Origin of the sequence: Microlunatus ginsengisoli (assembly GCF_039537205.1) — a bacterium.
Lineage (GTDB): Bacteria > Actinomycetota > Actinomycetes > Propionibacteriales > Propionibacteriaceae > Microlunatus > Microlunatus ginsengisoli.
Genome location: NZ_BAABAB010000002.1, coordinates 71,955 through 96,159 on the forward strand (window position 1 = coordinate 71,955; position 24,205 = coordinate 96,159).

General features: G+C 70.5%; 25 protein-coding genes and 1 riboswitch. Of the genes, 8 read left to right on the forward strand and 17 right to left on the reverse strand.

The genetic code is table 11. The annotated features are described in order from the left end of the window. Nucleotides 1-56 precede the first annotated feature (56 nt). The 4 genes from ABD747_RS00845 to ABD747_RS00860 all read left to right on the forward strand — a co-directional run bounded on the left by ABD747_RS00845 (nucleotide 57) and on the right by ABD747_RS00860 (nucleotide 2,958). The gene (locus ABD747_RS00845) at nucleotides 57-341 is read left to right on the forward strand and encodes a DUF5808 domain-containing protein (RefSeq protein WP_344801168.1); all 285 of its coding nucleotides are present in this window, start codon (nucleotides 57-59) and stop codon (nucleotides 339-341) included. Between the two features lie 104 nt (nucleotides 342-445). Further along, nucleotides 446-1,480, forward strand: a complete 1,035-nt coding sequence (locus tag ABD747_RS00850) for a glycoside hydrolase family 26 protein (RefSeq protein WP_344801169.1) — start codon at nucleotides 446-448, stop codon at nucleotides 1,478-1,480. Between the two features lie 54 nt (nucleotides 1,481-1,534). Next, nucleotides 1,535-2,302 (forward strand): CoA transferase subunit A, encoded by a 768-nt coding sequence (locus tag ABD747_RS00855; protein ID WP_425562459.1) that lies wholly within the window; start codon nucleotides 1,535-1,537, stop codon nucleotides 2,300-2,302. Then, nucleotides 2,299-2,958, forward strand: coding sequence for a 3-oxoacid CoA-transferase subunit B (locus ABD747_RS00860; RefSeq protein ID WP_344801170.1), 660 nt, complete (start codon nucleotides 2,299-2,301; stop codon nucleotides 2,956-2,958). Before ABD747_RS00855 ends, ABD747_RS00860 begins: the two co-directional genes overlap by 4 nt. A gap of 24 nt (nucleotides 2,959-2,982) precedes the next feature. On the opposite strand, the gene ABD747_RS00865 is transcribed toward ABD747_RS00860, so the two are convergent. The 7 genes from ABD747_RS00865 to pheS all read right to left on the reverse strand — a co-directional run bounded on the left by ABD747_RS00865 (nucleotide 2,983) and on the right by pheS (nucleotide 13,546). Beyond that, the gene (locus ABD747_RS00865) at nucleotides 2,983-3,507 is read right to left on the reverse strand and encodes a flavodoxin family protein (RefSeq protein ID WP_344801171.1); all 525 of its coding nucleotides are present in this window, start codon (nucleotides 3,505-3,507) and stop codon (nucleotides 2,983-2,985) included. Nucleotides 3,508-3,613: 106 nt separating this feature from the next. Next, nucleotides 3,614-5,143, reverse strand: a complete 1,530-nt coding sequence (gene arfA / locus ABD747_RS00870; RefSeq protein ID WP_344801172.1) for an arabinosylfuranosidase ArfA — start codon at nucleotides 5,141-5,143, stop codon at nucleotides 3,614-3,616. 90 nt (nucleotides 5,144-5,233) lie between these two features. After that, the gene (locus tag ABD747_RS00875) at nucleotides 5,234-6,226 is read right to left on the reverse strand and encodes a LacI family DNA-binding transcriptional regulator (protein ID WP_344801173.1); all 993 of its coding nucleotides are present in this window, start codon (nucleotides 6,224-6,226) and stop codon (nucleotides 5,234-5,236) included. A gap of 56 nt (nucleotides 6,227-6,282) precedes the next feature. Continuing rightward, a complete protein-coding gene (locus tag ABD747_RS00880; protein ID WP_344801174.1) occupies nucleotides 6,283-7,848 on the reverse strand; it encodes an ArnT family glycosyltransferase in 1,566 nt (521 codons plus the stop codon). Beyond that, entirely contained in the window at nucleotides 7,845-9,575 is a 1,731-nt protein-coding gene (locus ABD747_RS00885) for a glycosyltransferase family 2 protein (protein ID WP_344801175.1), read from the reverse strand. Before ABD747_RS00885 ends, ABD747_RS00880 begins: the two co-directional genes overlap by 4 nt. Before the next feature lie 354 nt (nucleotides 9,576-9,929). Then, nucleotides 9,930-12,440, reverse strand: coding sequence for a phenylalanine--tRNA ligase subunit beta (gene pheT / locus ABD747_RS00890; RefSeq protein WP_344801176.1), 2,511 nt, complete (start codon nucleotides 12,438-12,440; stop codon nucleotides 9,930-9,932). After that, entirely contained in the window at nucleotides 12,437-13,546 is a 1,110-nt protein-coding gene (pheS, locus tag ABD747_RS00895; protein WP_344801177.1) for a phenylalanine--tRNA ligase subunit alpha, read from the reverse strand. The genes pheT and pheS overlap by 4 nt, the downstream gene beginning before the upstream one ends. A gap of 185 nt (nucleotides 13,547-13,731) precedes the next feature. On the opposite strand from pheS, the gene ABD747_RS00900 reads away from it, so the two are divergent. Continuing rightward, nucleotides 13,732-14,076 carry a DUF6092 family protein gene (locus tag ABD747_RS00900; RefSeq protein WP_344801178.1) on the forward strand — a complete coding sequence of 115 codons (345 nt, stop codon included), beginning with the start codon at nucleotides 13,732-13,734 and terminating at the stop codon, nucleotides 14,074-14,076. Then, complete coding sequence (locus tag ABD747_RS00905; RefSeq protein WP_344801179.1) at nucleotides 14,073-14,612, forward strand: nitroreductase family protein; 540 nt, start codon at nucleotides 14,073-14,075, stop codon at nucleotides 14,610-14,612. Before ABD747_RS00900 ends, ABD747_RS00905 begins: the two co-directional genes overlap by 4 nt. On the opposite strand, the gene ABD747_RS00910 is transcribed toward ABD747_RS00905, so the two are convergent. The 5 genes from ABD747_RS00910 to ABD747_RS00930 form a co-directional block, all read right to left on the reverse strand. Beyond that, nucleotides 14,566-15,363, reverse strand: a complete 798-nt coding sequence (locus ABD747_RS00910; RefSeq protein WP_344801180.1) for a TrmH family RNA methyltransferase — start codon at nucleotides 15,361-15,363, stop codon at nucleotides 14,566-14,568. The two genes, ABD747_RS00905 and ABD747_RS00910, sit on opposite strands and share 47 nt — an antisense overlap. A gap of 95 nt (nucleotides 15,364-15,458) precedes the next feature. Next, nucleotides 15,459-15,836, reverse strand: coding sequence for a 50S ribosomal protein L20 (rplT, locus tag ABD747_RS00915; protein WP_344801181.1), 378 nt, complete (start codon nucleotides 15,834-15,836; stop codon nucleotides 15,459-15,461). 35 nt (nucleotides 15,837-15,871) lie between these two features. Next, nucleotides 15,872-16,066 carry a 50S ribosomal protein L35 gene (rpmI, locus tag ABD747_RS00920; RefSeq protein ID WP_344801182.1) on the reverse strand — a complete coding sequence of 65 codons (195 nt, stop codon included), beginning with the start codon at nucleotides 16,064-16,066 and terminating at the stop codon, nucleotides 15,872-15,874. A gap of 101 nt (nucleotides 16,067-16,167) precedes the next feature. Next, nucleotides 16,168-16,866: a translation initiation factor IF-3 gene (infC, locus tag ABD747_RS00925; protein WP_344801246.1), complete on the reverse strand. Its 699-nt coding sequence runs from the start codon at nucleotides 16,864-16,866 to the stop codon at nucleotides 16,168-16,170. Nucleotides 16,867-17,208: 342 nt separating this feature from the next. Then, nucleotides 17,209-17,739 carry an SseB family protein gene (locus ABD747_RS00930; RefSeq protein WP_344801183.1) on the reverse strand — a complete coding sequence of 177 codons (531 nt, stop codon included), beginning with the start codon at nucleotides 17,737-17,739 and terminating at the stop codon, nucleotides 17,209-17,211. Between the two features lie 155 nt (nucleotides 17,740-17,894). Here ABD747_RS00930 and ABD747_RS00935 point away from each other — a divergent pair, with 155 nt between their 5' ends. Then, complete coding sequence (locus ABD747_RS00935; RefSeq protein ID WP_344801184.1) at nucleotides 17,895-18,371, forward strand: hypothetical protein; 477 nt, start codon at nucleotides 17,895-17,897, stop codon at nucleotides 18,369-18,371. Between the two features lie 287 nt (nucleotides 18,372-18,658). Here ABD747_RS00935 and ABD747_RS00940 read toward each other — a convergent pair whose 3' ends face one another. The 5 genes from ABD747_RS00940 to pnuC all read right to left on the reverse strand — a co-directional run bounded on the left by ABD747_RS00940 (nucleotide 18,659) and on the right by pnuC (nucleotide 21,964). Continuing rightward, entirely contained in the window at nucleotides 18,659-19,198 is a 540-nt protein-coding gene (locus ABD747_RS00940) for a PH domain-containing protein (protein ID WP_344801185.1), read from the reverse strand. Continuing rightward, nucleotides 19,186-20,031, reverse strand: coding sequence for an ATP phosphoribosyltransferase (gene hisG / locus ABD747_RS00945; protein WP_344801247.1), 846 nt, complete (start codon nucleotides 20,029-20,031; stop codon nucleotides 19,186-19,188). Before hisG ends, ABD747_RS00940 begins: the two co-directional genes overlap by 13 nt. A 105-nt stretch (nucleotides 20,032-20,136) precedes the next feature. Continuing rightward, complete coding sequence (locus ABD747_RS00950) at nucleotides 20,137-20,868, reverse strand: hypothetical protein (RefSeq protein ID WP_344801186.1); 732 nt, start codon at nucleotides 20,866-20,868, stop codon at nucleotides 20,137-20,139. A 67-nt stretch (nucleotides 20,869-20,935) separates the two neighbouring features. Beyond that, nucleotides 20,936-21,208: a phosphoribosyl-ATP diphosphatase gene (locus ABD747_RS00955; RefSeq protein WP_344801187.1), complete on the reverse strand. Its 273-nt coding sequence runs from the start codon at nucleotides 21,206-21,208 to the stop codon at nucleotides 20,936-20,938. A gap of 45 nt (nucleotides 21,209-21,253) precedes the next feature. Then, nucleotides 21,254-21,964, reverse strand: a complete 711-nt coding sequence (gene pnuC, locus ABD747_RS00960; protein ID WP_344801188.1) for a nicotinamide riboside transporter PnuC — start codon at nucleotides 21,962-21,964, stop codon at nucleotides 21,254-21,256. Between the two features lie 111 nt (nucleotides 21,965-22,075). Continuing rightward, a riboswitch (FMN riboswitch) is annotated at nucleotides 22,076-22,203 on the reverse strand. A 189-nt stretch (nucleotides 22,204-22,392) separates the two neighbouring features. Between pnuC and ABD747_RS00965 the strand changes: the two genes are divergently transcribed. After that, nucleotides 22,393-24,108 (forward strand): hypothetical protein, encoded by a 1,716-nt coding sequence (locus tag ABD747_RS00965; RefSeq protein ID WP_344801189.1) that lies wholly within the window; start codon nucleotides 22,393-22,395, stop codon nucleotides 24,106-24,108. Nucleotides 24,109-24,205: the final 97 nt, after the last annotated feature.

Below are 24,205 nucleotides of genomic sequence, written 5' to 3' on the forward strand. Positions count from 1 at the left end.
CGCGGGCGTGGTCCGCCCGACATAGGCTGACCGTTCAGAACGAGGAGGTGGCCGTCGTGGCGAAGAAGAAGGGCCCGTTGGGCAAGGCGATCGGCGTGGTGGCGGCAGGCCTGACCGTGGCCGCGGTGGTGCAGGAACTGGCGAAGCCGGCCGACCAGCGCACCTGGCACGGCCGGATCGCGTACGTGCCGTACGACTTCCGGATCCCGACCGTCGACCGGCTGCTGGCCAGCTGGTGGAATCCGGAGGATCCCCGGCTGATCACGCCCCGCACGTTCGGCCTCGGCTGGGCCGTGAACGTCGGCCGGATCGTGGCGCTGGCCACCAAGCAGCAGAGCTGAGCCGCAGGCGGGTGCTGCGACGCCATTGGTAGGGTCGGCGTCATCGGGGAAGCTCCCTTCGGAGCGCGATGTCGACCCAGTGGACCCTCTGACGGAGTCACGGCATGACCCGACCACATCTGTGGGCACGCGCGGTTGCGTGCCTCGCCGGCCTGTTCTGCGTCATCGCCGGACCGGCCTGCAGCGCGGCCACGCCGCGCGGCTCGGCGGCGACCACCTCGACCACGGTCAACAAGATCGAGTGGGGCGTCTACACCGGACCGGGCGCGAAGGGTGTCAACGGCGCGACGTCGTTCGCCGCCAAGACCGGCATCCCGGTCGTCCGGGTGCTCGACTTCCTCCCCGACGACTCCTGGTCGGCGATGACCGGCGCGGACTGGCTGATCAACGCGCACCGCGGGACGCCGTACCACCTCGAGTTGTCGGTGCCGTTGCTGCCGCGGACCGGGGCGACGCTGTCGGCCTGCGCCTCCGGCAGCTACAACCAACACTGGCGCACGATCGCGAAGAAGCTGGTCGCGGCCGGGCTCGGTGACAGCACGATCCGTGCGGGGTGGGAGTTCAACGGCTCCTGGTACACCTGGTCGGCCAAGGGCAAGGTCGGCGCGTTCATCGGCTGCTACCGCCAGCTGGTCACCACCATGCGCGCCGCCGCGCCGAAGCTCACCTTCAGCTGGACGGTGAACAACGGGTCCAACGCGATGTCGGCGGACGAGGCGTGGCCGGGCCCGTCCTACGTCGACGTGATCGGCGTCGACGTGTACGACTACGACTACCGCTGGTACCCGCCGGCGGCGGGCACGACCATGGACCAGGCGCGGACCGAGTCGTGGAAGTGGGCGCTGCACGGGACCCGCGGCCTGCGTTACTGGTCGGCGTTCGCGGCCGCTCGGAACAAGCCGCTGGCGCTGGCGGAGTGGGGGCTGGCATGGCGGTCCGACGGTCATGCCGGTGGCGACAACGCGATCTTCGTCAACGGCATCCTCGACTTCGTCTACGATCCGACCAGCCGGGTGCAGTACGCGACGTACTTCAACAACAACGACAGCACGAGCCTGAAGCACAACGTGACAGCCGCGAACCAGGTGTTCCCGACCGCCAGCAAGGTGCTGAGCCAGCGGGTGAAGGCGGGCCGCTGACCGGCGAGAGCCGCACCTGGCCTAGGGTCGAGGCCGTCTCGCTGAGGAGGTCTGGTGGACAAGGTGGTCGCATCGGCCGGCGCAGCCGTGGCCGACATCGAGCCGGGCGCGACGCTCGCGGTCGGCGGGTTCGGGCTGTGCGGCATCCCGTCGGCACTGATCGAGGCCGTGCTCGCGGCCGGCATCGGCGACCTGGAGGTCGTCTCGAACAACTGCGGGGTGGTCGGCTGGGGTCTGGGCCGGCTGCTGGACGCCAAGCTGATCCGCCGGATGGTCGCCAGCTACGTCGGCGAGAACAAGGAGTTCGAGCGGCAGTATCTCTCCGGCGAACTCGAGGTCGAGCTCACCCCGCAGGGCACCCTGGCCGAGCGGATGCGGGCCGGCGGCTCGGGCATCCCGGCGTTCTTCACCGCCACCGGGGTCGGCACCCAGGTGGCCGACGGCGGCCTGCCGTGGCGCTATGCCGCGGACGGCTCGATCGCGGTGGAGTCGCCGCCGAAGGAGGTGCGCGAGTTCGAGACGGCCGAGGGCAGCCGCAGGTACGTCCTCGAGCGCGCGATCGTCGCCGACTTCGGCCTGGTCCGGGCCTGGAAGGGCGACCGGCACGGCAACCTGGTGTATCGGATGTCGGCCCGCAACTTCAACCCGCTGGCGGCGATGTGCGGCCGGGTGACGATCGCGGAGGTGGAGGAGCTGGTGGAACCGGGCGAGCTCGGCCCGGACGAGATCCACACCCCCGGCGTCTTCGTCCAGCGGGTGGTCCCGCTCACTCCCGAGCAGGCGGCGGAGAAGCGGATCGAGAAGCGGACCGTCCGGGCATGAGCGGCTGGAGCCGGGAGCAGATGGCGGCGCGGGCCGCCGCCGAGCTCACCGACGGTTCGTATGTGAACCTCGGGATCGGGTTGCCGACGCTGGTGCCGAACTACGTGGCCGATGACGTCGAGCTGGTGCTGCAGTCGGAGAACGGCATCCTCGGCGTGGGCGCCTACCCGACCCCCGACGAGGTCGACCCCGACCTGATCAACGCGGGCAAGGAAACGGTCACCCTGCGGCGCGGGGCGTCCTTCTTCGACTCCGCCACCTCGTTCGGGATGATCCGCGGCGGCAAGATCGACGCCGCGATCCTCGGCGCGATGCAGGTGTCGGCCGACGGCGACATCGCGAACTGGATGATCCCCGGCAAGATGGTGAAGGGGATGGGCGGCGCGATGGACCTCGTGCACGGCGCGAAACGGGTGATCGTGCTGATGGAGCACACCGCCAAGGACGGCGGCCACAAGATCGTCGAGCACTGCTCGCTGCCGCTGACCGGGCAGCGGGTGGTGCACCGGATCATCACGAACCTCGCCGTGATCGACGTCGTGCCGGCCGGCGAGCGGACCCCGGGCGCGCCCTCGCTGCGGCTGGTCGAGCTGGCACCCGGGGTGGACTCCGACGAGGTCGTCGCCGCCACCGAGCCGGCACTGCAGCTGCCCTGAGCCGTCCCGCCGGCCCGGGCGGCCTCAGCGCACCGACGCCGGCGTCTGCACGATGATGCGGCCGAGACCCTCGGCCCAGCTGCGGGCCCGGGCTGCCTCGTCGGGCAGCAGCGTGTCGTGGCTGACCAGGAAGCTCTCCGGCTCGGCCACCAGATGGAAGCCGTGCCGGCGCAGCCGGTGCGCGATGCCCTTGGACGCGCGACCGGTCATCAGCGCGGACGCGTCGATCCGGGTGTCGAAGGCCGCGGCCGGGCCGGCGCCCTGCTCGATCTCGTCGAACCACTCGCGCAGCCCGTACGCGGGTGCCTCGGCGGAGACGCCGTCCGCACCGCGATCGACCGCCGACTCCCGGCTGTGCGCGCTGGTCATGGCGTGCGCATGGGTCGGGCCGCCGACCACCAGCAAGTCGACGTCGATCGCGCGCATCCCGCGGGCCTGCGCCACCGGCAGCACGTGAACCGTGCCGTAGCAGGTCAGCCCGGCCCCGATCGCTTCGGCCACCTGCTGCGTGCAGCCGAAGTAGGACTCGTACACCACCATCGATCGCATGACGCCTCCTGTTGTCGACGTCTCCACGCTGCACCGCGGGAGCCGCCGCCGGCAGGGTCGAGAGTCCCGCTGGCAGCGGTCGAACGGCGCAATCCCACCCGGGCGGTCAGGACCGGCGGGCCTCCAGCTCGAACACCGTCCAGGACAGCGGCGGCAGCTGGGCGGACAGCGTCCCGTCGGCGAGCCGGGCATTCTTCAGCGCCCCGGGCACGACCGCCGTGTGGTCGTCGCGATTGGTCGTGTGCCGGTCCTGCCCGTTGCCCGCGTGCAGGGTCGTCGCCGCGAGCAGCGCCGACCCGCCGATGTCGCGCAGGTCCACCTCGAGGCCGGCGGTCTCGTCCAGGCTTCGGTTGGCCACGAAGACCGCGCTCCGGCCGGTCTCGGCGTCGTAGGTCGCGGTGGCGTCCACGATCGGTACGTCGGTGTAGCCGGCCGAGTCGTAGCGGTCGCCGGTCGCGGTGACCCGGAGGATCTGCCCGGTCGCCAGCCGCCGCATCTGCTCGAACGGGTAGGCGATGGTCTGCTTCCACGCGTCGCCGCCCGGCTCGGAGCGGAGCAGGCCGATCACGTTCACCAGCTGCGCCTGGCAGGCAACCGTGACCCGGTCGCCGTGCCGCAGCAGCGAGTTCAAGAAGGTGCCGACGACGACGGCGTCGGTCACGCTGTACTCGTCCTCGATCAGCCGCGGGTGCTCGACCCAGGGCCGGTCCTTCGGCTGCGGCCCGTCGCCGTGGAACTGCTCGGTGTACCAGACGTTCCACTCGTCGAAGGACAGGTTGATCCGCTTGCGGTGCCGCCCCTTCGCCCGGACGGCGTCGGCGGTGGAGATCACGTCCTCGATGAAGTGGTCCATGTTGACCGCCTGAGCGAGGAACGTCAGCGGGTCGTCGGCACGCTCCTCGTAGTAGGCGTGCAGCGAGATGTAGTCCACCGCGTCATAGCTGTGCTCGAGCACCTCGGTCTCCCATGCGCCGAAGGTCGGCATGGCCGAGTTCGACGAGCCGCAGGCGACCAGCTCGATCTCGGAGTCGATCAGCCGCATCGCCTTGGCGGTCTCGTTGGCGAGCCGGCCGTATTCCGCCGCGGTCTTGTGCCCGACCTGCCACGGCCCGTCCATCTCGTTGCCGAGACACCACAGCTTGACCCCGAACGGGTCGGCCGCTCCGTCGGCGATCCGCCGGTCCGACCAGTACGTCCCGCCCGGGTGGTTGGTGTACTCCAGCAGGTCGCACGCGTCCTGCAGGCCGCGAGTGCCGAGGTTGACCGCCATCATCGGCTCGGTGCCGACCTTGCCGGCCCAATCCATGAACTCGTGCAGCCCGAACTGGTTGGTCTCGATCGAGTGCCAGGCGAGGTCCAGCCGGCGGGGACGCTCGGCCTTCGGGCCGACCCCGTCCTCCCAGCGGTAGTTGGAGACGAAGTTCCCGCCCGGGTAGCGGACCACGGTCGGACCGACCTCGCGGACCAGATCGAGCACGTCGGAGCGCAACCCGGCGGCGTCCGCGGTGGGATGACCGGGTTCGTAGATCCCGGTGTAGACGCATCGGCCCATGTGCTCCACGAACGAACCGAACAGGCGGCGCGGGACGGGCGCGAGGGCGAAGGCGGAGTCGAGAACGAGCTTGGCGGAGGGCACTGTGGCGTTCCTTCCCAGGGGACGTACAACGTTGAAACGTCATGCTACATCGTTGTAATGATGCTCGCGCAAGACCCTCGCCGGGTTTCTTCAGCGGCTGCGGACGCTTTCCCGCTCGACCACGCGGTAGGGCACGGTCACGCTGCGGATCGGCCGGCCCGGATCGGCGATCCGCTCCACCAGCATGGCCATCGCGGTGCCAGCGAACTCGGACCGGTCGAAGCCGATGGTGGTGAGCGGGGGCACCAGGTAGGCCGCCTCGGCGATGTCGTCGTAACCGACCAGGGACACGTCCTCGGGCACCCGCAGGCCGGCCGACCACAACGCGTGCAGCGCGCCGATGGCCATCGAGTCGGTCAGGCAGATCACCGCGTCCGGCGCCGGGTGGGAGACCAGCCAGGCCGACAGCGCCTCGGCCCCGCCGCGCGGATGCCACTCGGCGGCGATGATCAACTCTCGATCGCGGGGCAACGACGCGGCCGCGAGCGCCTCGGCATGGCCGGCCAGCCGCAGGCGCGCCGACTCCGTGGGCAGCCCGCCGAGCACCGCGATCCGGCGGTGTCCGTGCCCGATCAGCAGGGCGGTCAGGTCGCGGACGGCCGCGACATTGTCCACCCAGACGTGATCGGCGATGGGCTGGTCCACCTCGCCGATCAGCACCACCGGAGGCAGCGCCACGTCGGGTTGGACCGCGCTGGTCTCGAGCCGGATCGGGTTCAGGATGAGCCCGTCGACCAGCTGGGCGCGCGCCCGCGACAGCAGCCGCTGCTCCCCCTCGGCCTCGCCGCGGGTCTCCTCGATCTGAACCGACAGGCCGCGTGCCTCGGCCGCCTGGACGACGTGGTGCGCGATCTCGGAGGAGTACGCAGTGTCCAGGTCGGGCAGCGCGAGCGCGATCATCCCGCTGCGGCCGTTGCGCAGGCCGCGAGCCGAGAAGTTCGGCACGTAGTCGAGCTCGGCGATGGCCCGCTCCACCCGCTCCCGGGTCGCGGGGCTGACCGGAACCGTGCCGTTGACCACGTTCGAGACGGTCTTCGGCGACACCCCCGCCCGGCTCGCGACGTCCCGCACGGTTGCTCGCACGGGCCCATCTTGCCGCAGCCATCGCGGCCGAGGGCGTCGATTCATCGGATGCCCGGTTATCTGATGGGGGTGTAGCGCTGCGTCTGCGGGGTCCAGACCAGCCAGTAGCCGACCTGCTCGCCGTTGATGTAGCCCGGCACCTGAGCGACCAGGTGGTAGTAGCGACGTTCCGGATCGCCGGCGCTGAGCAGCTTGACGATGTTGTGCGACTCGGCGGTGGTGAAGTTCAGATAGATCACGCCGAAGTAGTGATCGTCGATCGCCCGGCGGTAGGCCTCCAGCCCACTCACGCCGTCGTAGTTGAAGACGTAGGTGTCGTTCCATTGCCGCGGCGTGGTGATGTCACGCAACTCGTAGCGCTGGGCCGAGGACTGCTCGGTGAGCATCGGCTTGCCCGGGTTCGCCGCGACCACCTGCCGCAGCACGCGCTGGAAGGCCGAGTCCTCCGGGTACGCGCGCAGGAACTGGCCGCCGAAGTGCATGCCGTGCAGGGTCAGCCCGACCAAGATCGCCGCGGCCAGCGGGGCGAGGAACCAGCGCCGGGCGAGCCGCGCAAGCAGGTCGCCGACCAGCGCGCAGGCGAAGATCAGCCCGAATGCGACGTGCTTGCGCAGCGAGGTCGCCTCGCCGATGTGGATCTGCTGCAGCGGCGCGAGCACGCTGCCGACCAGCAGCACGGTGACCAGCAGCGGTTGCCGGCGGACCCGGAACGCGGCGCCGACCACGGCCAGCAGCAACCACGGCCCCACCCACAGCGCCGTCTGCTGCAGCAGCTGCACCGAGGTCGCCGGGTTGAGCACGTGCCGGGCCGTGGTGGTCTGGGACAGACCGGGCAGCAGGCCGCGACCCCAGATCAGGACCACGAAGAAGAAGACGATCACCGTCGTGGCGGCGATGAACGCCGACCGCCACACGATCCGCCAGCGGTAGCGCTGCCAGCCGACCGCCACCGCGAGCCCGCAGACGATCGGGACGTACATCGCCCCGGCGTACTTGGCGAAGATCGCGGCGAACAGCAACACACCGACCAGCGGCGCCAGCAGCAGGCCGTCCCGCTTGGTGCTGCTCACCGCGAGCCAGGCGGCCAGCGCGGCGAACATCATCGAGAGCGCGTCGAAGGTCGCCCACTGGGACAGATAGATCACCGATCCGCAGACGGCGAAGGCGGCCGCCCCGAGCAGGCCCGCGAGCCGGCCGAACAACCGCTCGGTCAGCCCCTGGCAGCCGATCATGGTGACGATGACGAAGATCAGGCTCAGGTCCCGCGCGGCCTGCAGACCGCCGACGTTGTCGGCGATCGCGGCGAGCACCGGATAGAACGCCGGGGCGCCGGAGAAGTAGGCCCCGGGGAACTCGAACAGCCGCTCGCCGCCGAGCAGTTGATCGATCACCCGGTGACCCATGAAGATGTAGAGACCCTCGTCCTGGAAGGCCGTCGCGTGCTTCGGGACGACCCGGCTGAGCACCACCTGGCCGATCGCGATGATCGCCAGCCAGGGCCAGCGCGAGGTCCAGAACCGACGCAGCCGGGATGCTCGGACCGGCTCGGTCGCCGGATCGGGGGTCGGCTCCAGCGGGAGATCGCGGCCGAGCGGCGTCGGCAGCTCGATCAGGGAGGTCATCGGGCCCGCTCCTCGGACTCCAGCAGCCCGTGCGCGGCCACCGGCCGCAGCCGCCGGAGCCGTGCCGAGACCAGTGCCGGCAGCCGCGGGATGTCCCGCAGCAGCGGGGCGTTCGGGTCGTTCACGATCAGCGGATAGACCAGATAGAGGTTCATGATCGCGAAGACGATCAGCAGCCACCAGCGGTCCAGGCCGTAGCTCGGCACGTGCACCACGATGGCCGCCCAGAGCAGCACCTGGACACCGATGCACCAGGCCCGGGTGAGGTTGAGCACCCGGGTCGAGGTCCGCGATCGCGCCTTCGTGCCGGTGGCCACCCAGGCATCGGTGCGGTTCCGCAAGACGTCGAACAGGGCAAGCGCGTGGCAGAAGGAGTACGACATCTGGACCCGGGTCAGGCCCATCATCGACTCCGACTGCAACGTGATGAACGGAACGACGGTCTGCCGGGTGATCATCGCCAGCAGCACGAAGACGTAGTTGGCCGGGGTCACCCCCGCGGGCACGAACCAGGCCATCAGCAACGCGGGCAGCACCATCACGAAGACGTTGATCGCGGTGGTGACGTAGTAGAGGAAGCCGGACCAGTAGCACAGCCGCTGGCGCAGCGTCATCCCGATCCGGTGGAACTCCTTCGACATCAGCAGGCTCATCGAGCCGGTGCACCACCGGTACTGCTGGGTGTAGAACTGCTCCAGCGTGTCCGGGCAGAGGCCCTTGGTGACGACCACCGGGACGTAGCGGATCCGGAAGCCGACCTTCATCAGGTTCACCCCGGTGTGCACGTCCTCGCTGTGCCCGATCAACGCATAGCCGCCGGACTTCTCCAGCGCGGCCCGGCGGTAGAGCGCGCTGGTGCCCACGCAGATGGCCGCGTTCGCGCGGTCCCGGGACGGCTGAACCCAACGGTAGAAGAGGATCTGGGTCGCACCGGCGGCCCGCTGCAGCCAGTTCATCCGGGTCGAGACGTCGAAGTACTGCGGCGACTGCACGATCCCGATCTCGTCGTCGTCGAGATAGGGCGCGAGGTTGTCCAGCGCGTCGGGACGCGGCACGAAGTCCGCGTCCAGCACCAGGATGTAGTCGCCGTCGGAGCGCTCGAAGCCGAACCGGAGATTGCCGGCCTTCTTGAAGTAGCCGCGGTCCGGGCGGGTCAGGTAGCGGAAGCCGCGCTGCTCGGCCAGGGCGCGCACCTCGGACCGGGCGGAGTCGTCGAGGACGTACACCGCCAGCCGGCCGCGCCAGCGCAGCGCGGCGACGTGGTCGTACGTGTTGCGCAGCACGGCCAGGTCTTCCCCTGCCGACGGCAGGAAGACGTCCACGCTGGGCACCCGATCGGGGGCCCAGCCCGCCGTCACCGCGCGATGGCTGTGGATACTGTCCCGCCGCGGCCGAGACGAGGTGAACAGCGACACCACCGTGCCGACCGCGCTGATCCCCAGGGGCACCAGCAGGAAGGCCGCCCACGGCTGCCGGTAGACGAAGTAGCTGATGCTCAACACGATCAGCAGATAGCCCACGAAGCTCACCGGGGTCACCCAGCGCCACTGCGCGCCGAGGTAGAGGTACTGCTCGCGGTCGGTCGGCGCACTCGGCAGCGCGGCGTCGGCGGCGACGGCCGGGGCCGGTCGCGGTGACGACCTGCGCGGCGGAGCCGGCTGGACGACGGCCTGCTCAGTGGAAGCGCTCTCAGAGATGGACGGAGACGGTGCGAGACTGGCGGACACGAGCGACTCCCGTGGACGTACGACGACCCGGCCTCGATCGGGGCGGCAGGCGTCAGCCCGCCACGGATCCGTCCGCGGTCGGCAGCATCGTTGTTCTCGGCGGGGTGGGAACGGCCCGGCCGGATTCGGCCTGGGCCGCCGTGATGTGCCACGGTCGGCGTCTCGTCGATGAGTCGGCGCGCACCGCTTCGACGTCGGTACCCCCTGCGCGCGCGACTCGATTCTCACACATGACGCCGGGCCTACCGAATCCGTCCAGCCCGGGTTCACCCACCGGTAACGATTCGGCACACGTCTGTCACGACGCGGCCGAGTCGTGGCGCTGCGAACGACCCGCGGACGGCGAGAACGGGCTCAGTCGGTGCGCTGGATCGCGCCGAACGCGGCAACCGTCCGGGCGACCGCGGCGTCGCGGGCGGCGGCGGTCTCGGCGTCGGTCAACGTCCGACCGGCCGCCCGGAACCGGAGCGCGAAGGCCAGCGACTTCTTGCCCTCACCGATCTGCGGTCCGGTATAGATGTCGAACAGCCGGACGGACTCCAGCAGCTCGCCGGCACCGGCCCGCAGCTCCGCCTCGACATCGGCCGCCGACACGGCGGCATCGACGATCAGTGCGACGTCCTCCTTGGCCACCGGGAACGACGAGATCGCCGCCACGTCACCGCCCGCCGGCGCCCCGGCGATCAGCGCGTCCAGGTCCAGCTCCGCGGCGCAAGTACGGGCTGGCAGACCGAAGGCGGCACAGACGCTCGGATGCAGTTCACCCGCGTAGCCGACCGCCTGCTCGTCGCCTGCGAACCGGAACTCCGCGCAGCGACCCGGGTGCCACGGCGCCTGCCGGGCCGGCGACCGAACCAGGGTCGCGCCGAGTGCGGCGGCGGCGGTCTCGACGAACCCGACGGCATGCGTCCAGGACGCCTTCTCCGCGCCGCCCTGCCAGCTGGCCGGGCGCCAGTTGCCGGTCAGCACGACGGCGAGCTGCCGCGGCTGATCCGGCAGGGCGTCGTCCATCGCGTCGAGCACGTCCTGGGCCGGACGGGCCGTCACCGAGGGGCGGGGCGCCGGGGTCACCGGCCGCCGGGCGCGGAAGACCGATCCGGCCTCGTACAGGGCGAGGTCGTCGTTACCGCGACTGGTGTTGCGGTTCACGGCGGCGAACAGTCCCGGCAGCAGGGTGGAGCGGAGATATGGGCTGGTCTCCGCCAACGGGTTGAGGATCCGGACCAGATCGCGGCGGACGTCGCCGGCGGCCAGGCCGAGCCGCTCCAGATCCGCCTCGGCCGCGAACGGGAAGCTCAGCACCTCCACGAATCCCGAGCTCGCCAGCGCCGCGTTCACCGCCCGGCGGGCCCTCTGCACCCGGGTCAGGCCACGCCCGACCGGCGCCCGGGGAACGACGGCCTCGATCGTCTCGTAGCCGATCAGCCGGCCGACCTCCTCGACGTAGTCGTAGGGGTCGCGCAGGTCCGGCCGCCAGCTCGGCGCGGTCGCGGTGATGGTCGAGTCGGCGAGCTCCACCCGGGCACCCACGGCCCGGATCAGCTCGGCCGCCCGCTCCCCGTCGACCGGGGTGCCCAGGATGCGCTCGGGCAGATCGGCGTGCAGGGTGGTGGTCTGCGCCGGCGGCAGCGCGCCGGCCACCGTCTCGGCCGGCACGAGCGTGCCGCCGGCCAGCTCGACCAGCAGGCTCGCGACCCGGTGGGCGGCCGCGTACGCAGCAGCCGGATCGACGCCGCGCTCGAACCGCCGGGACGCCTCCGAGGACAGCTTGTGCCGGCGCGAGGTGCGCGCGATCGTCATCGCGTCGAAGTGCGCGGCCTCGATCACCACGCTCGTGGTGGTGGCCGAGATCTCGGTCGTGGCGCCGCCCATCACCCCGGCCAGCCCGATCGGGCCCGAGTCGTCGGTGATCAGCAGGTCACCCTGGTCGAGGTCGCGGGCCACGTCGTCCAGGGTGGTGAGCTTCTCGCCGGCCGCGGCCTGCCGGACCACGATCGCGCCCGCCAGCCGGTCGGCGTCGTAGGCGTGGATCGGCTGACCGGTCTCCAGCATCACGTAGTTGGTGATGTCGACGACCAGGGAGATGGAGCGCATGCCGGCCAGCTGGACTCGGCGGGACAGCCAGCGCGGGCTGGGCCGGCTCGGATCGATCCCGGTGACGCTCACCGCGGCGAACAGCGGGCAGGCGGCGGAGTCGAGCCGGACCGGGTAGCCGGCCGCTGTCTGCGCCGGCGTCGGTCGGTCCACCGGGTCGGTGAATGCGACGCCGGTCGCCTGGGCGGCCTCCCGGGCCAGGCCCCGAATCGACAGGCAGTAGCCGCGGTCGGGGGTGACGGCGATGTCGAGCACGTCGTCGCGCAGCTGGAGCGCCTCGGCGGCGTCGGTGCCGGGGACGAGGTCTCCGCCCTTCAGCACCAGGATCCCGGTGTGATCGTCGCCCAGCCCCAGCTCCCGGGCCGAGCAGATCATCCCGTCGGAGACATGGCCGTACGTCTTCCGCGCGGAGATCTCGAATGGGCCGGGCAGCACCGCCCCGGGAAGCGCGACCACGACGATGTCCCAGACCGCGAAGTTGTGCGCGCCGCAGACGATGCCGCGCCAGCCCTCCGGCCCGTTGTGCTCGGGCCCGACGTCGACCCGGCACCAGCGGATGGACTTGCCGTTGGAGTGCTGCTCGACCTCGTACCCGAGCACCCGGCCCAGCACCAGCGGGCCGGTGACGTCGGAGCCGGCGCGTTCGACCGTCTCCACCTCGAGCCCGGCCGCGATCAGCTTCTCGGCCAGCTCGCGGCCGGTCATGTCCCGTCCGTCCGGCGCAGGGGGCAACGCGACCCAGTCCCGCAACCAGCCCAGCGGCGCCCTCATCGGGCGAGCCCTTCCAGCGAGCGGCTGAACCGGACGTCACCCTCGATCATGTCGCGCATGTCCTCGGCGTTGTTGCGGAACATCAGGGTCCGGTCGACGCCCATGCCGAAGGCGAAGCCGGAGTAGACGTCGGTGTCGACGCCACAGGCCTGCAGCACGCGTGGGTTCACCACCCCGCAGCCGCCCCACTCGATCCAGCCCTCGCTGCGACAGGTCCGGCACGGGTTGTCCGGGTCGCCGACCGAGGCGCCGTGGCAGACGAAGCACTGCAGGTCGACCTCGGCGGACGGCTCGGTGAACGGGAAGTAGTTCGGCCGCATCCGGGTCCGGGTGTCGCCGAACATCGCCCGGGCGAAGTGGTCCAGGGCGCCGCGCAGGTGAGCGAGGGTGATCCCCTTGTCGACCACCAGGCCCTCGATCTGGTGGAACACCGGCAGGTGGGTCGCGTCGAACTCGTCGGAGCGATAGACCTTGCCGGGACAGACGACGTACACCGGGAGATCGCGGGTCAGCAGCGCACGCGCCTGCACCGGGGAGGTATGCGTGCGCAGCACGATGCCACCGTCGGCCGGCTCGACGAAGAAGGTGTCCTGCATGGTGCGGGCCGGGTGGTCGGGGATGAAGTTGAGCGCGTCGAAGTTGAGCCACTCGGCCTCGACCTCGGGTCCCTCGGCGACCTCCCAGCCCATCGCGACGAAGATGTCCTCCATCTGCTGCATCAGCGCGGTGATCGGGTGCACCGCGCCCTGCGGATGCAGCTCCACCGGGAGGGTGACGTCGACCCGCTCGTCGGCCAGCCGTTGCTCGAGCTCGGCGGCGCCGAGCTCGGCCTCGCGCTCCTTCAGGGCCGTGTTGATCCGGCCGCGAGCCTGGCCTACCCGGGCGCCGGCCTCCTTGCGGGCCTGCGGCGGCAGCGCGCCGATCTCCCGGTTGGCCAGCGCGATCGGAGACCGGTCACCGGCGTGGGCGATCCGGGCCTGCTTCAGCTCGGCCACCGAGGTCGCGGCCGCGAAGGCCGCGAACGCCTCGGCGATCATCGCCTCCACGTTCTCGGCGCTCAGGGGCGCGACCTGGACGGGGTCGTAGCTCGTGTTGGGCCCGGACATCGCTCCTGCTTCGCTTCGTGGGACTGCTTCGTGGGACTGGACGGGTGACGCGACCGCTCAGTCTAGGTCCCCCGCACGGTCGGCCCGCACCGATAATCACGTCCCGCCCATCACCACAGCCGGCCCATCGCCACAGCCGGCCCATCGCTACAGCCGACTCGTCGTCGGCGCGAGACGATACGGATATGTCATCGCCATTGGTGCTGTCCGAGGACGAGGCGCTGGAACTGCTGGCGTTCCTCGTCACCGCGGCGCGAACACAGGTGGACGAGGCGAAGGAGTACGGGCCGTTGCGGCTGCTCAGTGCGGCGAACCGGCTGGCCGAGGCGATCCGGCACCGGGCGTCGCCGGAGACGGCCGCCTTCGTCGACGGCGCGCTGCCGCGGGTTCCGTTGCTCGCCGTGCCGCGTGACGACCCGCAGGCGTACGTCGCGAGCCTGGACGAGTTGTGCGCGGCGGTCGCCCGATTGCTCAGGACGCGGGCCGCCGGCGATCCGCGGGAGGCCGGCGATCCGCGGGAGCGACCGTGACCGACCCGGTGCTCGACGCCATCCGCCGACGGCGGGTGGTGCGCTCGATGACCGACGAGCCGGTCGACCGGTCTCTGATCGAGAGCGTGCTGGACGCGGCCCGCTGGGCTCCGACGGCGGGAAACCGTCATCTCCAGCGCTATCTCGCGACCGATGACCCGGACACGCTCCGGATCTTGCGCGCGGTGTCGCCCGGGATGATCCAGCGACCACGGGCGGCGATCACGATCTGCGTCGACCGCCGGCTGGCACAGGAGTACGGTTTCGGCCCCGCCGCGCCCGGACCACTGATCGACGTCGGGACGGCGGCGGCCACGATGCTGCTGGCAGCGCACGCCCTCGGCATCGGAGCCGGCCCGGTGACCTCGTTCAGCCGCGCCGCGGCCGCGGTCGTGCTCGACCTACCCGACGGCTGGAGCGCCGAGATGATCGTCTGCCTCGGGCACCCGGCCGCCGTCCAGCCCGCGCCGATCGGTGCACGGCGCAAGCTCAGCTGGCGGGACCTGACCCGGTGGGCTCCCGCCGCTGCGCGGTAGCTGTGGCATACAGCAGCGCGGCGGCCGCGGTAGAGAGATTGAGACTTTCGGCGCGACCGTACATCGGCAGCGAGACCAACCGGTCGACCAGTGCGGCGTGCTCGTCGGCGAGCCCGTGGGCCTCGTTGCCGAACACCCACAGGATCGGTTCGGCGAGCGCACCGGAGCGGTCCAGGTCGTCCACGGTGCAGTGCGCGCCGCCGTCGGCGCCGTACGTCGCCAGCCCGGCCGCACGAGCAGCACCGAGCGCGTCGGCCACGTCGATGCCCACGCCGATCGGCAGATGGAACAGGCTGCCGGTGCTGGCCCGGACGGTCTTGGGGTTGTAGAGATCGACCGAGTCGGTCGAGACCAGCACGGCGTCGGCGCCGAACGCGTCGGCGCAGCGGATCACCGTGCCCAGGTTGCCGGGATCGCGCACCTGGTCGCACAGCACGACCAGCCGCGCGCCGGGCTTCAGGACCTCACCGGCCGGCACGTCGACCGCGTCGCAGACGGCGAGAATGCCTTGGGGCGTGACCGTGCCGGCCAGCTCGGCGAACGTCCGGGACGGCACGGTGCCGAGCCCGATCCCCGCCCGGGCGGCGACGTTCAGCAGGTCCTGGTGCCGCTGTAGTTCCGCCTGGTCGACGAACACCCGCCGGACGTACGCCGTCTGCAGCGCCTCCGTCACCGCCTGCCGCCCTTCGGCGAGGAACTGGCGGAGCGCCTGCCGGTCCTTGCGGCGCAACAGCCGACGAGCCGACCGCACCGCACCCGCCGTGGCGGGACTCGGGGCGATCGACTCGTCGAACGTGAGGTCCAGCCGGCTCGTGAAGGCCGGCCGGTCGCGGTCGGTCAGGACCGTCAGGCGGCCGCGGTGGCCTCGGCCGGCTGGTTCGCCTTGGCGACCTCGACCAGGGCGGTGAACGCGGTCGGATCGGTCACGGCGAGATCGGCGAGGATCTTCCGGTCGACCTCGACGCCGGCGTTCTTCAGGCCGGAGATGAACCGGTTGTAGGTCATCCCCTCGGCCCGCGCGGCGGCGTTGATCCGGGCGATCCACAGCTTGCGGAAGTCGCCCTTCTTGGCCCGGCGGTCACGGTAGGCGTAGACCGAGCTGTGGAGCACCTGCTCCTTGGCCTTGCGGTAGAGACGGGACCGCTGACCCCGGTAGCCGGAGGCCTGATCCAGGACCTCACGGCGCTTCTTGTGCGCGTTGACGGAGCGCTTGACGCGTGCCATCTCGAAACTCCTCTTGCCTAGGTTGGGTCAGCGGGTCACTTGCCGAGCAGACGGCGCGCCTTGCGGGCGTCACCGGGCTCGAGCGGCTTGTCGCCGTCGAGCCGGCGGGTGCGTCGGGTCGGCTTGTGCTCGTTCAGGTGCATCTTCCCGGCCTGGCGGTGCATGATCTTGCCGGTGCCGGTCACCCGGAACCGCTTCTTCGCACCGGAGTGCGTCTTCATCTTCGGCATTGTGGTCGCCGCTCCCATCTCATCTCGCTCGCCGCCCGTCGGGCGGCACCATCAGGCCCGCGGACCGAAACCGGCCCGCGGGGTCGTACTCGAACCAAGAGTCAGCTCAGGTCGATATCCGGATCGAGGTTGTCCGCCGGACCGCGCCGCCGCTTCGGCGCTGCCTCGGCCTCGGCCGCGGCCTGCGCCCGGCGCTCGGCCAGCTCGCGCTGCTCGGCGTCGGCGTCGGCCTGCCGGGCGGCCGCCCGACGATCCCGCTCCGCCTGCGCCTCGGCGCGAGCCTCGGTCTTCTTCTTGTGCGGACCCAGCACCATCAGCATGTTGCGCCCGTCCTGCTTCGGCGAGGACTCGACGAAGCCGAACTCGTCGACGTCGTCGGCCAGCCGCTTGAGCAGGTTGTAACCGAGCTCGGGACGCGACTGCTCGCGCCCGCGGAACATGATCGTGATCTTGACCTTGTCGCCGGCCTTGAGGAAGCGCACGACGTGACCCTTCTTGGTCTCGTAGTCGTGGCTGTCGATCTTCGGCCGGAGCTTCATCTCCTTGATCACGGTGTTCGTCTGGTTACGCCGGCTCTCCCGAGCCTTCTGGGCGTTCTCGTACTTGAACTTGCCGTAGTCCATCAGCTTGACCACCGGCGGACGGGCCATCGGGGCCACCTCCACCAGGTCCAGCTCGGCCTCGCGCGCGAGACGCAAGGCATCCTCGATCCGGACGATCCCCACCTGCTCCCCCGCCGGTCCGACGAGACGGACCTCAGGGACGCGGATGCGGTCGTTGATGCGCGGTTCGGTGCTGATCTGTCCTCCATTGGGTTGGTTGTGAACTTCTCGATCGACTCAGCCGCCAGCTGGAACCGCCTGCGTCCGCGAGGCCCGACAACGCAAAAAGGGCCCCCGCGGATGCGAAGGCCTGACCACGTGCGACCCGCGGCGTCCGAACCGGACGCCGCATCGGGCGACGGACCCGACGGCTGTCGCTCCTCGCGGAGCGGGTGTCGTGCGGGTGGGAGATCAGGTCTCCACTTGGCGGATCCAGCTCGAAGCTGAATCGGTCGCGTAGGAGTTTATCACCGAGACCCACTCGACACACATCGAGCGCCCGGCCTGCCCCTGCGATGAAGAACGTACGCCCGGCGCCGGCTATTCCGCCGCCGGAGTCGGGTCGGTCGTGGTGACCGCCCAACCGAAGCCGTCGTCCAGCTCGACCAGCCGGTTGCCGGCCGCCAGCTGCGCCAGCACCTCGCCCTCGATCGCCAGCGGATCGGGTCCGGCGAGATCGACCAGCAAGGCGGCCGCGCCGTCGGCCAGGGTCGCCTCGGCCGCCTTGTCCAGGGTGACCGGCACCGGCCGGGCGGTCGCGTCCCAGGCCTCGAGCGAGTCCATCCCGGTGAACGCGAGCAGCGCCCGGCGGCCGTCCGGCGCCTGGACCCCGACCACCGACATCTCGGCCTCCTTGTCGGAAAAGAGCCCGCCCGTCCCCCGGTCCAGCCTGGTCGCGGTCGCCACCACCGGCACCAGGACCCGATCGCCGCACAACGCGGCGACCACGCGCAGATAGCCGTCGGTGCTCGGCCCGGCGCTGAACGCGGCGAGCAGCCGGCGGGTGCGCGGGTCCGGGTCGCCCGTGTCCCCCGGGAACGCCGAGGTGCTGAGGGTTCGCTCGTGCTGCACGCGCACACTGTACGTCCCGGCCCGGCCGGGACGGCCCGGTCGGGACGGCGCCGGTCGGAACGGTCGAGACGGCCCGGTCGGGACCGTGCCGGATCAGGGATCGGCGGGTGGGCTCACCGATGGGATCGGCCTCTTCGCTGTGGCAGGGTGTGGAAATGCCCGCCGCTGACACCGTTTTGCTTCCGATCTGCGTAGGTCTCACCCTGCTCGGCATCATCGCGACCGGCATCGCCTGGCGTCGCGGGAACCGCGGCCGGGTGATCCAGGGGATCGGGCTCGCCCTAGCGCCGATCGCGCTCTATTTCACCGGGCTGCTGCGGATCCTGTGGGACTTCGTAGTCGCGGTGATCGGCTGGGCGAGCCGGATCATCTTCTCCCCCGCCGTCTGGATCGGGCTGAGCCTGCTCGGGGTCTGCATCGTGCTGTGGGTGGTCGGCGGCGTCGTGGCCCGGCGCTCCGCCGCCAAGGCCGGCTCCAACTCGGGCGGCACGGCGAAGGCCGCGGCCGGGCGTACGTCCTCGGCCAAGGCCGTCGGCCCGGCGAAGCCCGCTGGCAGATCGACGTCGACCCCTCCGATCGACGACGACTTCGCCGAGATCGAGGCCCTGCTGAAGAAGCGCGGCATCGAGTAGCCGCTCGGGTCGTCTCGCGCCGGCCCGTCGGGATCGAGATCGGCGGACCGCCACTCCGCACCCCACCCGACCACCCCCGCCGCTCCGCACCCCACCTGACCGGACCCGCGGCACTCCGCACCCCACCCGACCAACCCCGCTCCACTCCGCACCCCGCTGGGCGACTCCGCGCCCCGCGTGCGGGGTGCGGAGTGCATGTGCGAGGTGCGGAGTCGGCATCGGGGGGCCGAGCTACCGCTGGTGCGGAGTCGCGATCGGGTGCGGAGTCGAGGTCGCAGGAGCGAAGCTCAGTGCGCCCGGGAGGCGGCGAGCCGGCGACGCAGGTCCTCGACCGCGGCGATCGCCGGCTGGCCGTCGCCGGCCTGAATGCCCAGCACGTGCCGCTTCTCCGCGTCGAGCTCGGACTCCATCGGCCCGTCGTCGGGCCGGATCAGCACCAGCGCCCAGGCGTCGCCGGGGCGCAGCAGGATCTTGTGGATGTCGGCCCAGGCGATGGAGTGCGTCCGTAGCCCATTGCGGAACTTCAGCCCGGTCGCGTCGGCCCGGACGTAGCTCGCGGCCAGCGCCCACATGAAACCGACGATGAAGGCCAGGATCAGCAACAAGGTGACGATCTGGGACGGCAGGAACTGGGCCCGCAGCCCGGCCGGCAGGCCGAACCAGCCGACGAAGGACAACAGCACCAGCGACCCGGACGCAACGGTGGCGACCAGCCGGAGCAGGCGGGGGCGATAGACCACCGGTCCGTCCTCGGGCGGCCGGGCGTCCGGCGGTCTGTCCTCGGGGCGTACGTCCTCGGGCATCGCGCCGCCCGCTAGATCCGGCACGCGGCGATGTCGGTGACCAGGATCGCCCGGGCACCAACTGCCCAGAGGTCGTCCATGATCTGCTGGGCCTGCTTGCGCGGCACCATCGCCCGCACGGCGTGCCAGCCCTGCCTGGCCAGCGGGGAGACGGTCGGCGACTCCAGTCCGGGAGTGATCGCGCACGCGTCGGCGACATGGTCGTCGGAGACGTCGTAGTCCATCATCACGTAGTTCCGGGCGACCAGGACGCCGTTCAGCCGCCGGACGAACTGGTCGAAGCCGCGCGGCGGCTCCACCCCGGTCCGGGTGATCATGATGGCCTCGGACTGCAGGATCGGGTCGCCGAACAGCTCCAGCCCGGCCTGCCGCAGGGTGGTACCGGTCTCCACCACGTCGGCGATCACATCCGCCACCCCGAGCCGGATGGCGGTCTCCACCGCGCCGTCGAGCCGGATCAGCCGGACGGAGATGCCGCGCTGGGCGAGGTAGGCACCCACCAGTCCGGGATAGGAGGTGGCCAGCCGCAGCCCGTCCAGCTTCTCCAGCTCGAGGTCGCTACCGGCCGGTGCGGCGAATCGGAACCGGCTGCCGCCGAAGCCGAGCGACAACTGCTCCACCGCCGACGCGCCGGAGTCGAGCAGCATGTCCCGCCCGGTGATGCCCACGTCGAGCGTGCCCTCGCCGACGTACAGGGCGATGTCGCGCGGGCGGAGATAGAAGAACTCGACCCCGTTGGCCTCGTCCAGCAGCACCAGTTCCTTGCTGTCGGTGCGCTGGGCATATCCGGCCTCGTGCAGCATCTGCGCCGCGGCCTCCGACAGCGCGCCCTTGTTCGGCACGGCGATCTTGATCAGCCGCTTGCCGGCCTCCGCCGCCCACGTCGATGTCACGGCGGACATCCTAGGTCGCTCGCGGGCGGAGACCCGGCGGGTCTCAGCCCACCCGACCCCGCCCGACCCTCAGCCGGCTCGTGGCCGCAAGGCAACCGCCGCCGTCAGCCGCGGCCACAGATCGGAGGTCTGCCGGATCGGCGGGTCGAACGGCATCTCGAGCCTGGTGACCCCGTCCGCGGTCAGCACGTCCAGGGCTACCCCGGTCGCGCTCAGCCGGCGGATGCAGACCGCGGCCCCCGGCCAGCCGCAGCGGGTGGCGAGCTCGCTGAGCTCCCGCGCGTGGGCGACCTCCAGATGAGCCGCCACCCTCGACCCGTGCACGAGCAGCCAGTCAGGCTCGACCGCCTCGATCGCGTCCGGGGCCACCTCGACCGCGAGCGCGTCGCCGAGCGGGGCGACCACCCGTGCGCCGAGCAGACCGAACGGCACCACGACCACGTCGTCCAGCGGCCCGGGCGGCTCCCGCAGGCAGCCGCGATGCTCGTTGAAGACCTGCATCGCGGCCCGGTCGCGGACCAGCATCCGCGGCCGGCCCAGCCACGCGTGGAAATCGAGCACGCCGAGGTCGTCGGCGGTCGCGACGCCGGTCAACTCCGCCCCCTCGGTCAGCCAGGGAAGGGCAGCCGAAAGCACCAGGTATGGCACCCCACCGACATCCAGCATGCCGACGGCCCGTGCCGTTCCCGCGTGACCGGGATCGCACCAGACCTCGTGACAGCTGGCCAGGATGGTGCGCGCCCGGACCACCGCGCTGACCTCTCCGGCGCCGGCACCGGCCGGATCGCGTTCGACGGACACGCTTACCTCCTCTGAGCTGAAGTTAGGTAAGGCTAACCTAGCCCATCAGAGGTGAGCGGTCCAGCGTTCAGAGCCGGTCGTACACGTCCTCGAGGTCGAGATCGAGGGCGAGCATCAGTACCTGCAGGTGATAGAGCAGCTGGCTGATCTCCAGCGCGGCGTCGTCGCGGGTCTGGAACTCGGCGGCCATCCACACCTCGGCCGCCTCCTCGACGATCTTCTTGCCGATCTCGTGCACGCCGGCGCGGACCCGGACGACCGTCGACGAGCTCGGGTCGCCCTCGGCCACCTTGGCGGTGAGCTCGGCGAACAGGGTGTCGAACGTCTTCGGGGCGGTCACGACGGGAGTTTAAGGCGTCGGCGGCGCCGAGCCTCGCCGCTCGAACTAGCCAACCGTCTCGATCTGCGGCGAGGTCGCCGCAACGGGCTCGACCCGATCGCGGTCCCGACGCTCGATCCGCCACCAGGAGATGAAGCCGATCACGCAGAACACGCCGTAGACGACGTACATCAGGGCGGACGGGTAGTAGCCCGCGATCAGCAGCAACGGCACCCCGACCAGGTCGACGGCGATCCAGATCAACCAGAACTCGGTCCAGCCGCGCGCCATGCCGTACGTCGCCAGGATCGAGCCGGTCAGGATCCAGGCGTCCGCGATCGGGCCCCAGGAGCCCAGCGCCTTCAGCGCGAAGTACGAGATCGTCCACAGCACGACGGCACCGATCAGCAGCTCGAGCCGGCCGCGCCAGCCCGCCCAGCCCGGCCGGACGCCGACCTTGTCCTCGGCCCCCGCGGTCTTGCTGAACTGGTACCAGCGGATCCAGCCGTACACGCTCACGATGAAGAAGAAGATCTGGCGGCCCGCCTGCCCCCACAGATCCAGGTCCTGCGGAGTGTGGAACACCCCACCCAGGAACACCGTGAACAACAAGATGTTGCCGATGATCCCCACCGGCCAGGCCGCGACCTTGCGTCGCATGCCCAGGATCGCGCTCGCCAGGCCGAAGCCGTTGCCGATCACCTCGCGCCACAGGATGCCCGGGCCGATGTCGATCTTGGCGTTCAGCAACCCTTGGAGCATCTCCGAGAAACCCATGATGGTCTCCTCCACTCTTCCGGTCGCACGAATACCGGGGTGGAAGAGACTGCCCCGAGGACCCCGCCGAGCCCCGTCACAGCGGGCCTCGCGCCGTCTCGTCGCAGCACTCGCGTGATCCTCCCATCCGGACTTTCACCGTCGGTCCTGGAGTTCCACCAGGTCAACCTGCCGCTGGCTGCGGCAGGGTCGCGGACTGTCACCGCCGGTTCGGACTTGCACCGACCCCGGAACACGCGCGAGTTGTCAACTCGTCGGCGAACAGTATGCCACCGTCTCCTACCCCTCGTCGCCACGTCCAACCGGCGACCCTTGCGAGGCCGAAACCTGACTGCAACCCGAGCGATACCCATCCGAACCATCCGTTTTCCAGACTGACACCGGGTAGCAGCCCAGCCCCCACGCGCTGCGCCCAGAAAGGTGCGGTCATGAGCGACCAGCTGACCACCACCCAGGACCAGGGCGACTCGCCGGAGGACCACGAGCACCACGAGCACCACGTGCTCGTCGGCGCCGAGGCGACGAAGGAGACGCTGGAGGACTACACGCTCCGGTTCGCCCCACGGCACTACCGGCGCTGGTCGCCCGGCGTGGTCGCCATCTCCGCGCTCGGCGGTATCGCCTATCTCGCCGACTTCGCCATCGGCGCGAACATCGGGATCTCGTACGGCACCACGAACGCCCTGTGGGGCATCGCGGTGTTCGCCGTGGTGATCTTCCTGACCTCGTTCCCGCTGGCGTTCTACGCGGCTCGCTACAACCTCGACCTCGACCTGATCACCCGGGGCAGCGGCTTCGGCTACTACGGGTCGGTGGTCACCAACGTGATCTTCGCGACCTTCACCTTCATCTTCTTCGCCCTCGAGGGCTCGATCATGGCGCAGGGGCTGTATCTGGGCCTTGGCGTGCCGCTGTGGGCCGGCTATGCCGTCTCGACGATCATCATCTTCCCGCTGGTGATCTACGGCATGAAGGTGCTGTCCAAGCTGCAGCTGTGGACCACGCCGCTCTGGTTGATCTTGATGGTGCTCCCGTTCGGGTACCTCTTGATCAGCCACCCGGACTCCATCGACGCGTTCTTCTCCTACCAGGGCGAGAACGGAAACGGGGCGACCAGCCTCGGTTCGATCATGCTCGCGGCCGGCGTCTGTCTGTCCCTGATCGCGCAGATCGCCGAGCAGATCGACTACCTGCGGTTCATGCCGCCACGGACCGCCGACAACAAGCGCCGCTGGTGGACCGCGGTCGTGCTGGCCGGCCCGGGCTGGGTGATCTTCGGTGCGGCGAAGCAGGTGATCGGTCTGTTCCTCGCCGTGTACCTCATCGCCAACGTGGCCGGCGGCGCCGCGATCGCGAACCAGCCGGTGCACCAGTTCCTGGAGATCTATTCCGACATCCTGCCGGCACCGGTCGCCCTCGCGCTGGCCGTCATCCTGGTGGTGATCAGCCAGATCAAGATCAACGTCACCAACGCGTACTCTGGCTCGCTGGCCTGGACGAACTCGTTCACCCGGGTCACCAAGCGCTACCCCGGCCGGGTGGTCTTCCTCGGCGTGAACCTGCTGATCGCGTTGATCTTGATGGAAGCGAACATGTTCGACTTCCTCAACACGATCCTCGGCTTCTATGCCAACTGCGGCATGTCCTGGATCGTGGTCGTCGCCTCCGACATCGTGTTCAACAAGTACGTTCTCGGGCTGTCCCCGAAGAAGCCCGAGTTCCGCCGCGGCATGCTGTATGCGATCAACCCGGTCGGCTTCGGCTCGATGCTGATCTCGGCCGGCGTCTCGATCGCGGTGTTCTTCGGGGTCTTCGGACCCGCGATCCAGCCGTTCTCGCCGCTGGTCGCGATCGGCCTCGCCGTGGTGCTGCCGCCGGTCCTCGCCCTCGCCACCAAGGGGCGCTACTACCTGCGCCGGACCGACGACGGGATCGACATGCCGATGTACGACGAGGACGGCAACCCGTCCGACGAGATTCTGGTCTGCCACGTCTGTCGCCAGGAGTTCGAGCGTCCCGACATGGTCGCCTGCCAGACCCACGACTCCGTGGTCTGCTCGCTGTGCCTGAGCACCGACAAGCTGAAGGACCACGTGCTGCCGGCCCAGCCGAAGGCCGCCGAGCCCGTTCCGGCTGCGTCCTGATCGCTTCACACCCCCTGACTGCTGCTTCACCCCCCGGGTGGAGGGTGTGGAGCAGCAGCGCGGGGTGTGAAGCGCTCGTCCGGGTCCGGTCGGGTGC

Bases quoted from the DNA above. Each gene is read 5' to 3' on its own strand.
- ABD747_RS00850 (WP_344801169.1), top strand. From the start codon at position 446: ATGACCCGACCACATCTGTGGGCACGCGCGGTTGCGTGCCTCGCCGGC.
- ABD747_RS00965 (WP_344801189.1), top strand. From the start codon at position 22,393: ATGAGCGACCAGCTGACCACCACCCAGGACCAGGGCGACTCGCCGGAG.
- rpmI (WP_344801182.1), bottom strand. From the start codon at position 16,066: ATGCCGAAGATGAAGACGCACTCCGGTGCGAAGAAGCGGTTCCGGGTG.
- rplT (WP_344801181.1), bottom strand. From the start codon at position 15,836: ATGGCACGCGTCAAGCGCTCCGTCAACGCGCACAAGAAGCGCCGTGAG.
- ABD747_RS00865 (WP_344801171.1), bottom strand. From the start codon at position 3,507: ATGCGATCGATGGTGGTGTACGAGTCCTACTTCGGCTGCACGCAGCAG.
- pheT (WP_344801176.1), bottom strand. From the start codon at position 12,440: ATGAGGGCGCCGCTGGGCTGGTTGCGGGACTGGGTCGCGTTGCCCCCT.
- ABD747_RS00935 (WP_344801184.1), top strand. From the start codon at position 17,895: ATGCCCGCCGCTGACACCGTTTTGCTTCCGATCTGCGTAGGTCTCACC.
- pheS (WP_344801177.1), bottom strand. From the start codon at position 13,546: ATGTCCGGGCCCAACACGAGCTACGACCCCGTCCAGGTCGCGCCCCTG.
- ABD747_RS00880 (WP_344801174.1), bottom strand. From the start codon at position 7,848: ATGACCTCCCTGATCGAGCTGCCGACGCCGCTCGGCCGCGATCTCCCG.
- ABD747_RS00860 (WP_344801170.1), top strand. From the start codon at position 2,299: ATGAGCGGCTGGAGCCGGGAGCAGATGGCGGCGCGGGCCGCCGCCGAG.
- pnuC (WP_344801188.1), bottom strand. From the start codon at position 21,964: ATGGGTTTCTCGGAGATGCTCCAAGGGTTGCTGAACGCCAAGATCGAC.
- ABD747_RS00900 (WP_344801178.1), top strand. From the start codon at position 13,732: ATGTCATCGCCATTGGTGCTGTCCGAGGACGAGGCGCTGGAACTGCTG.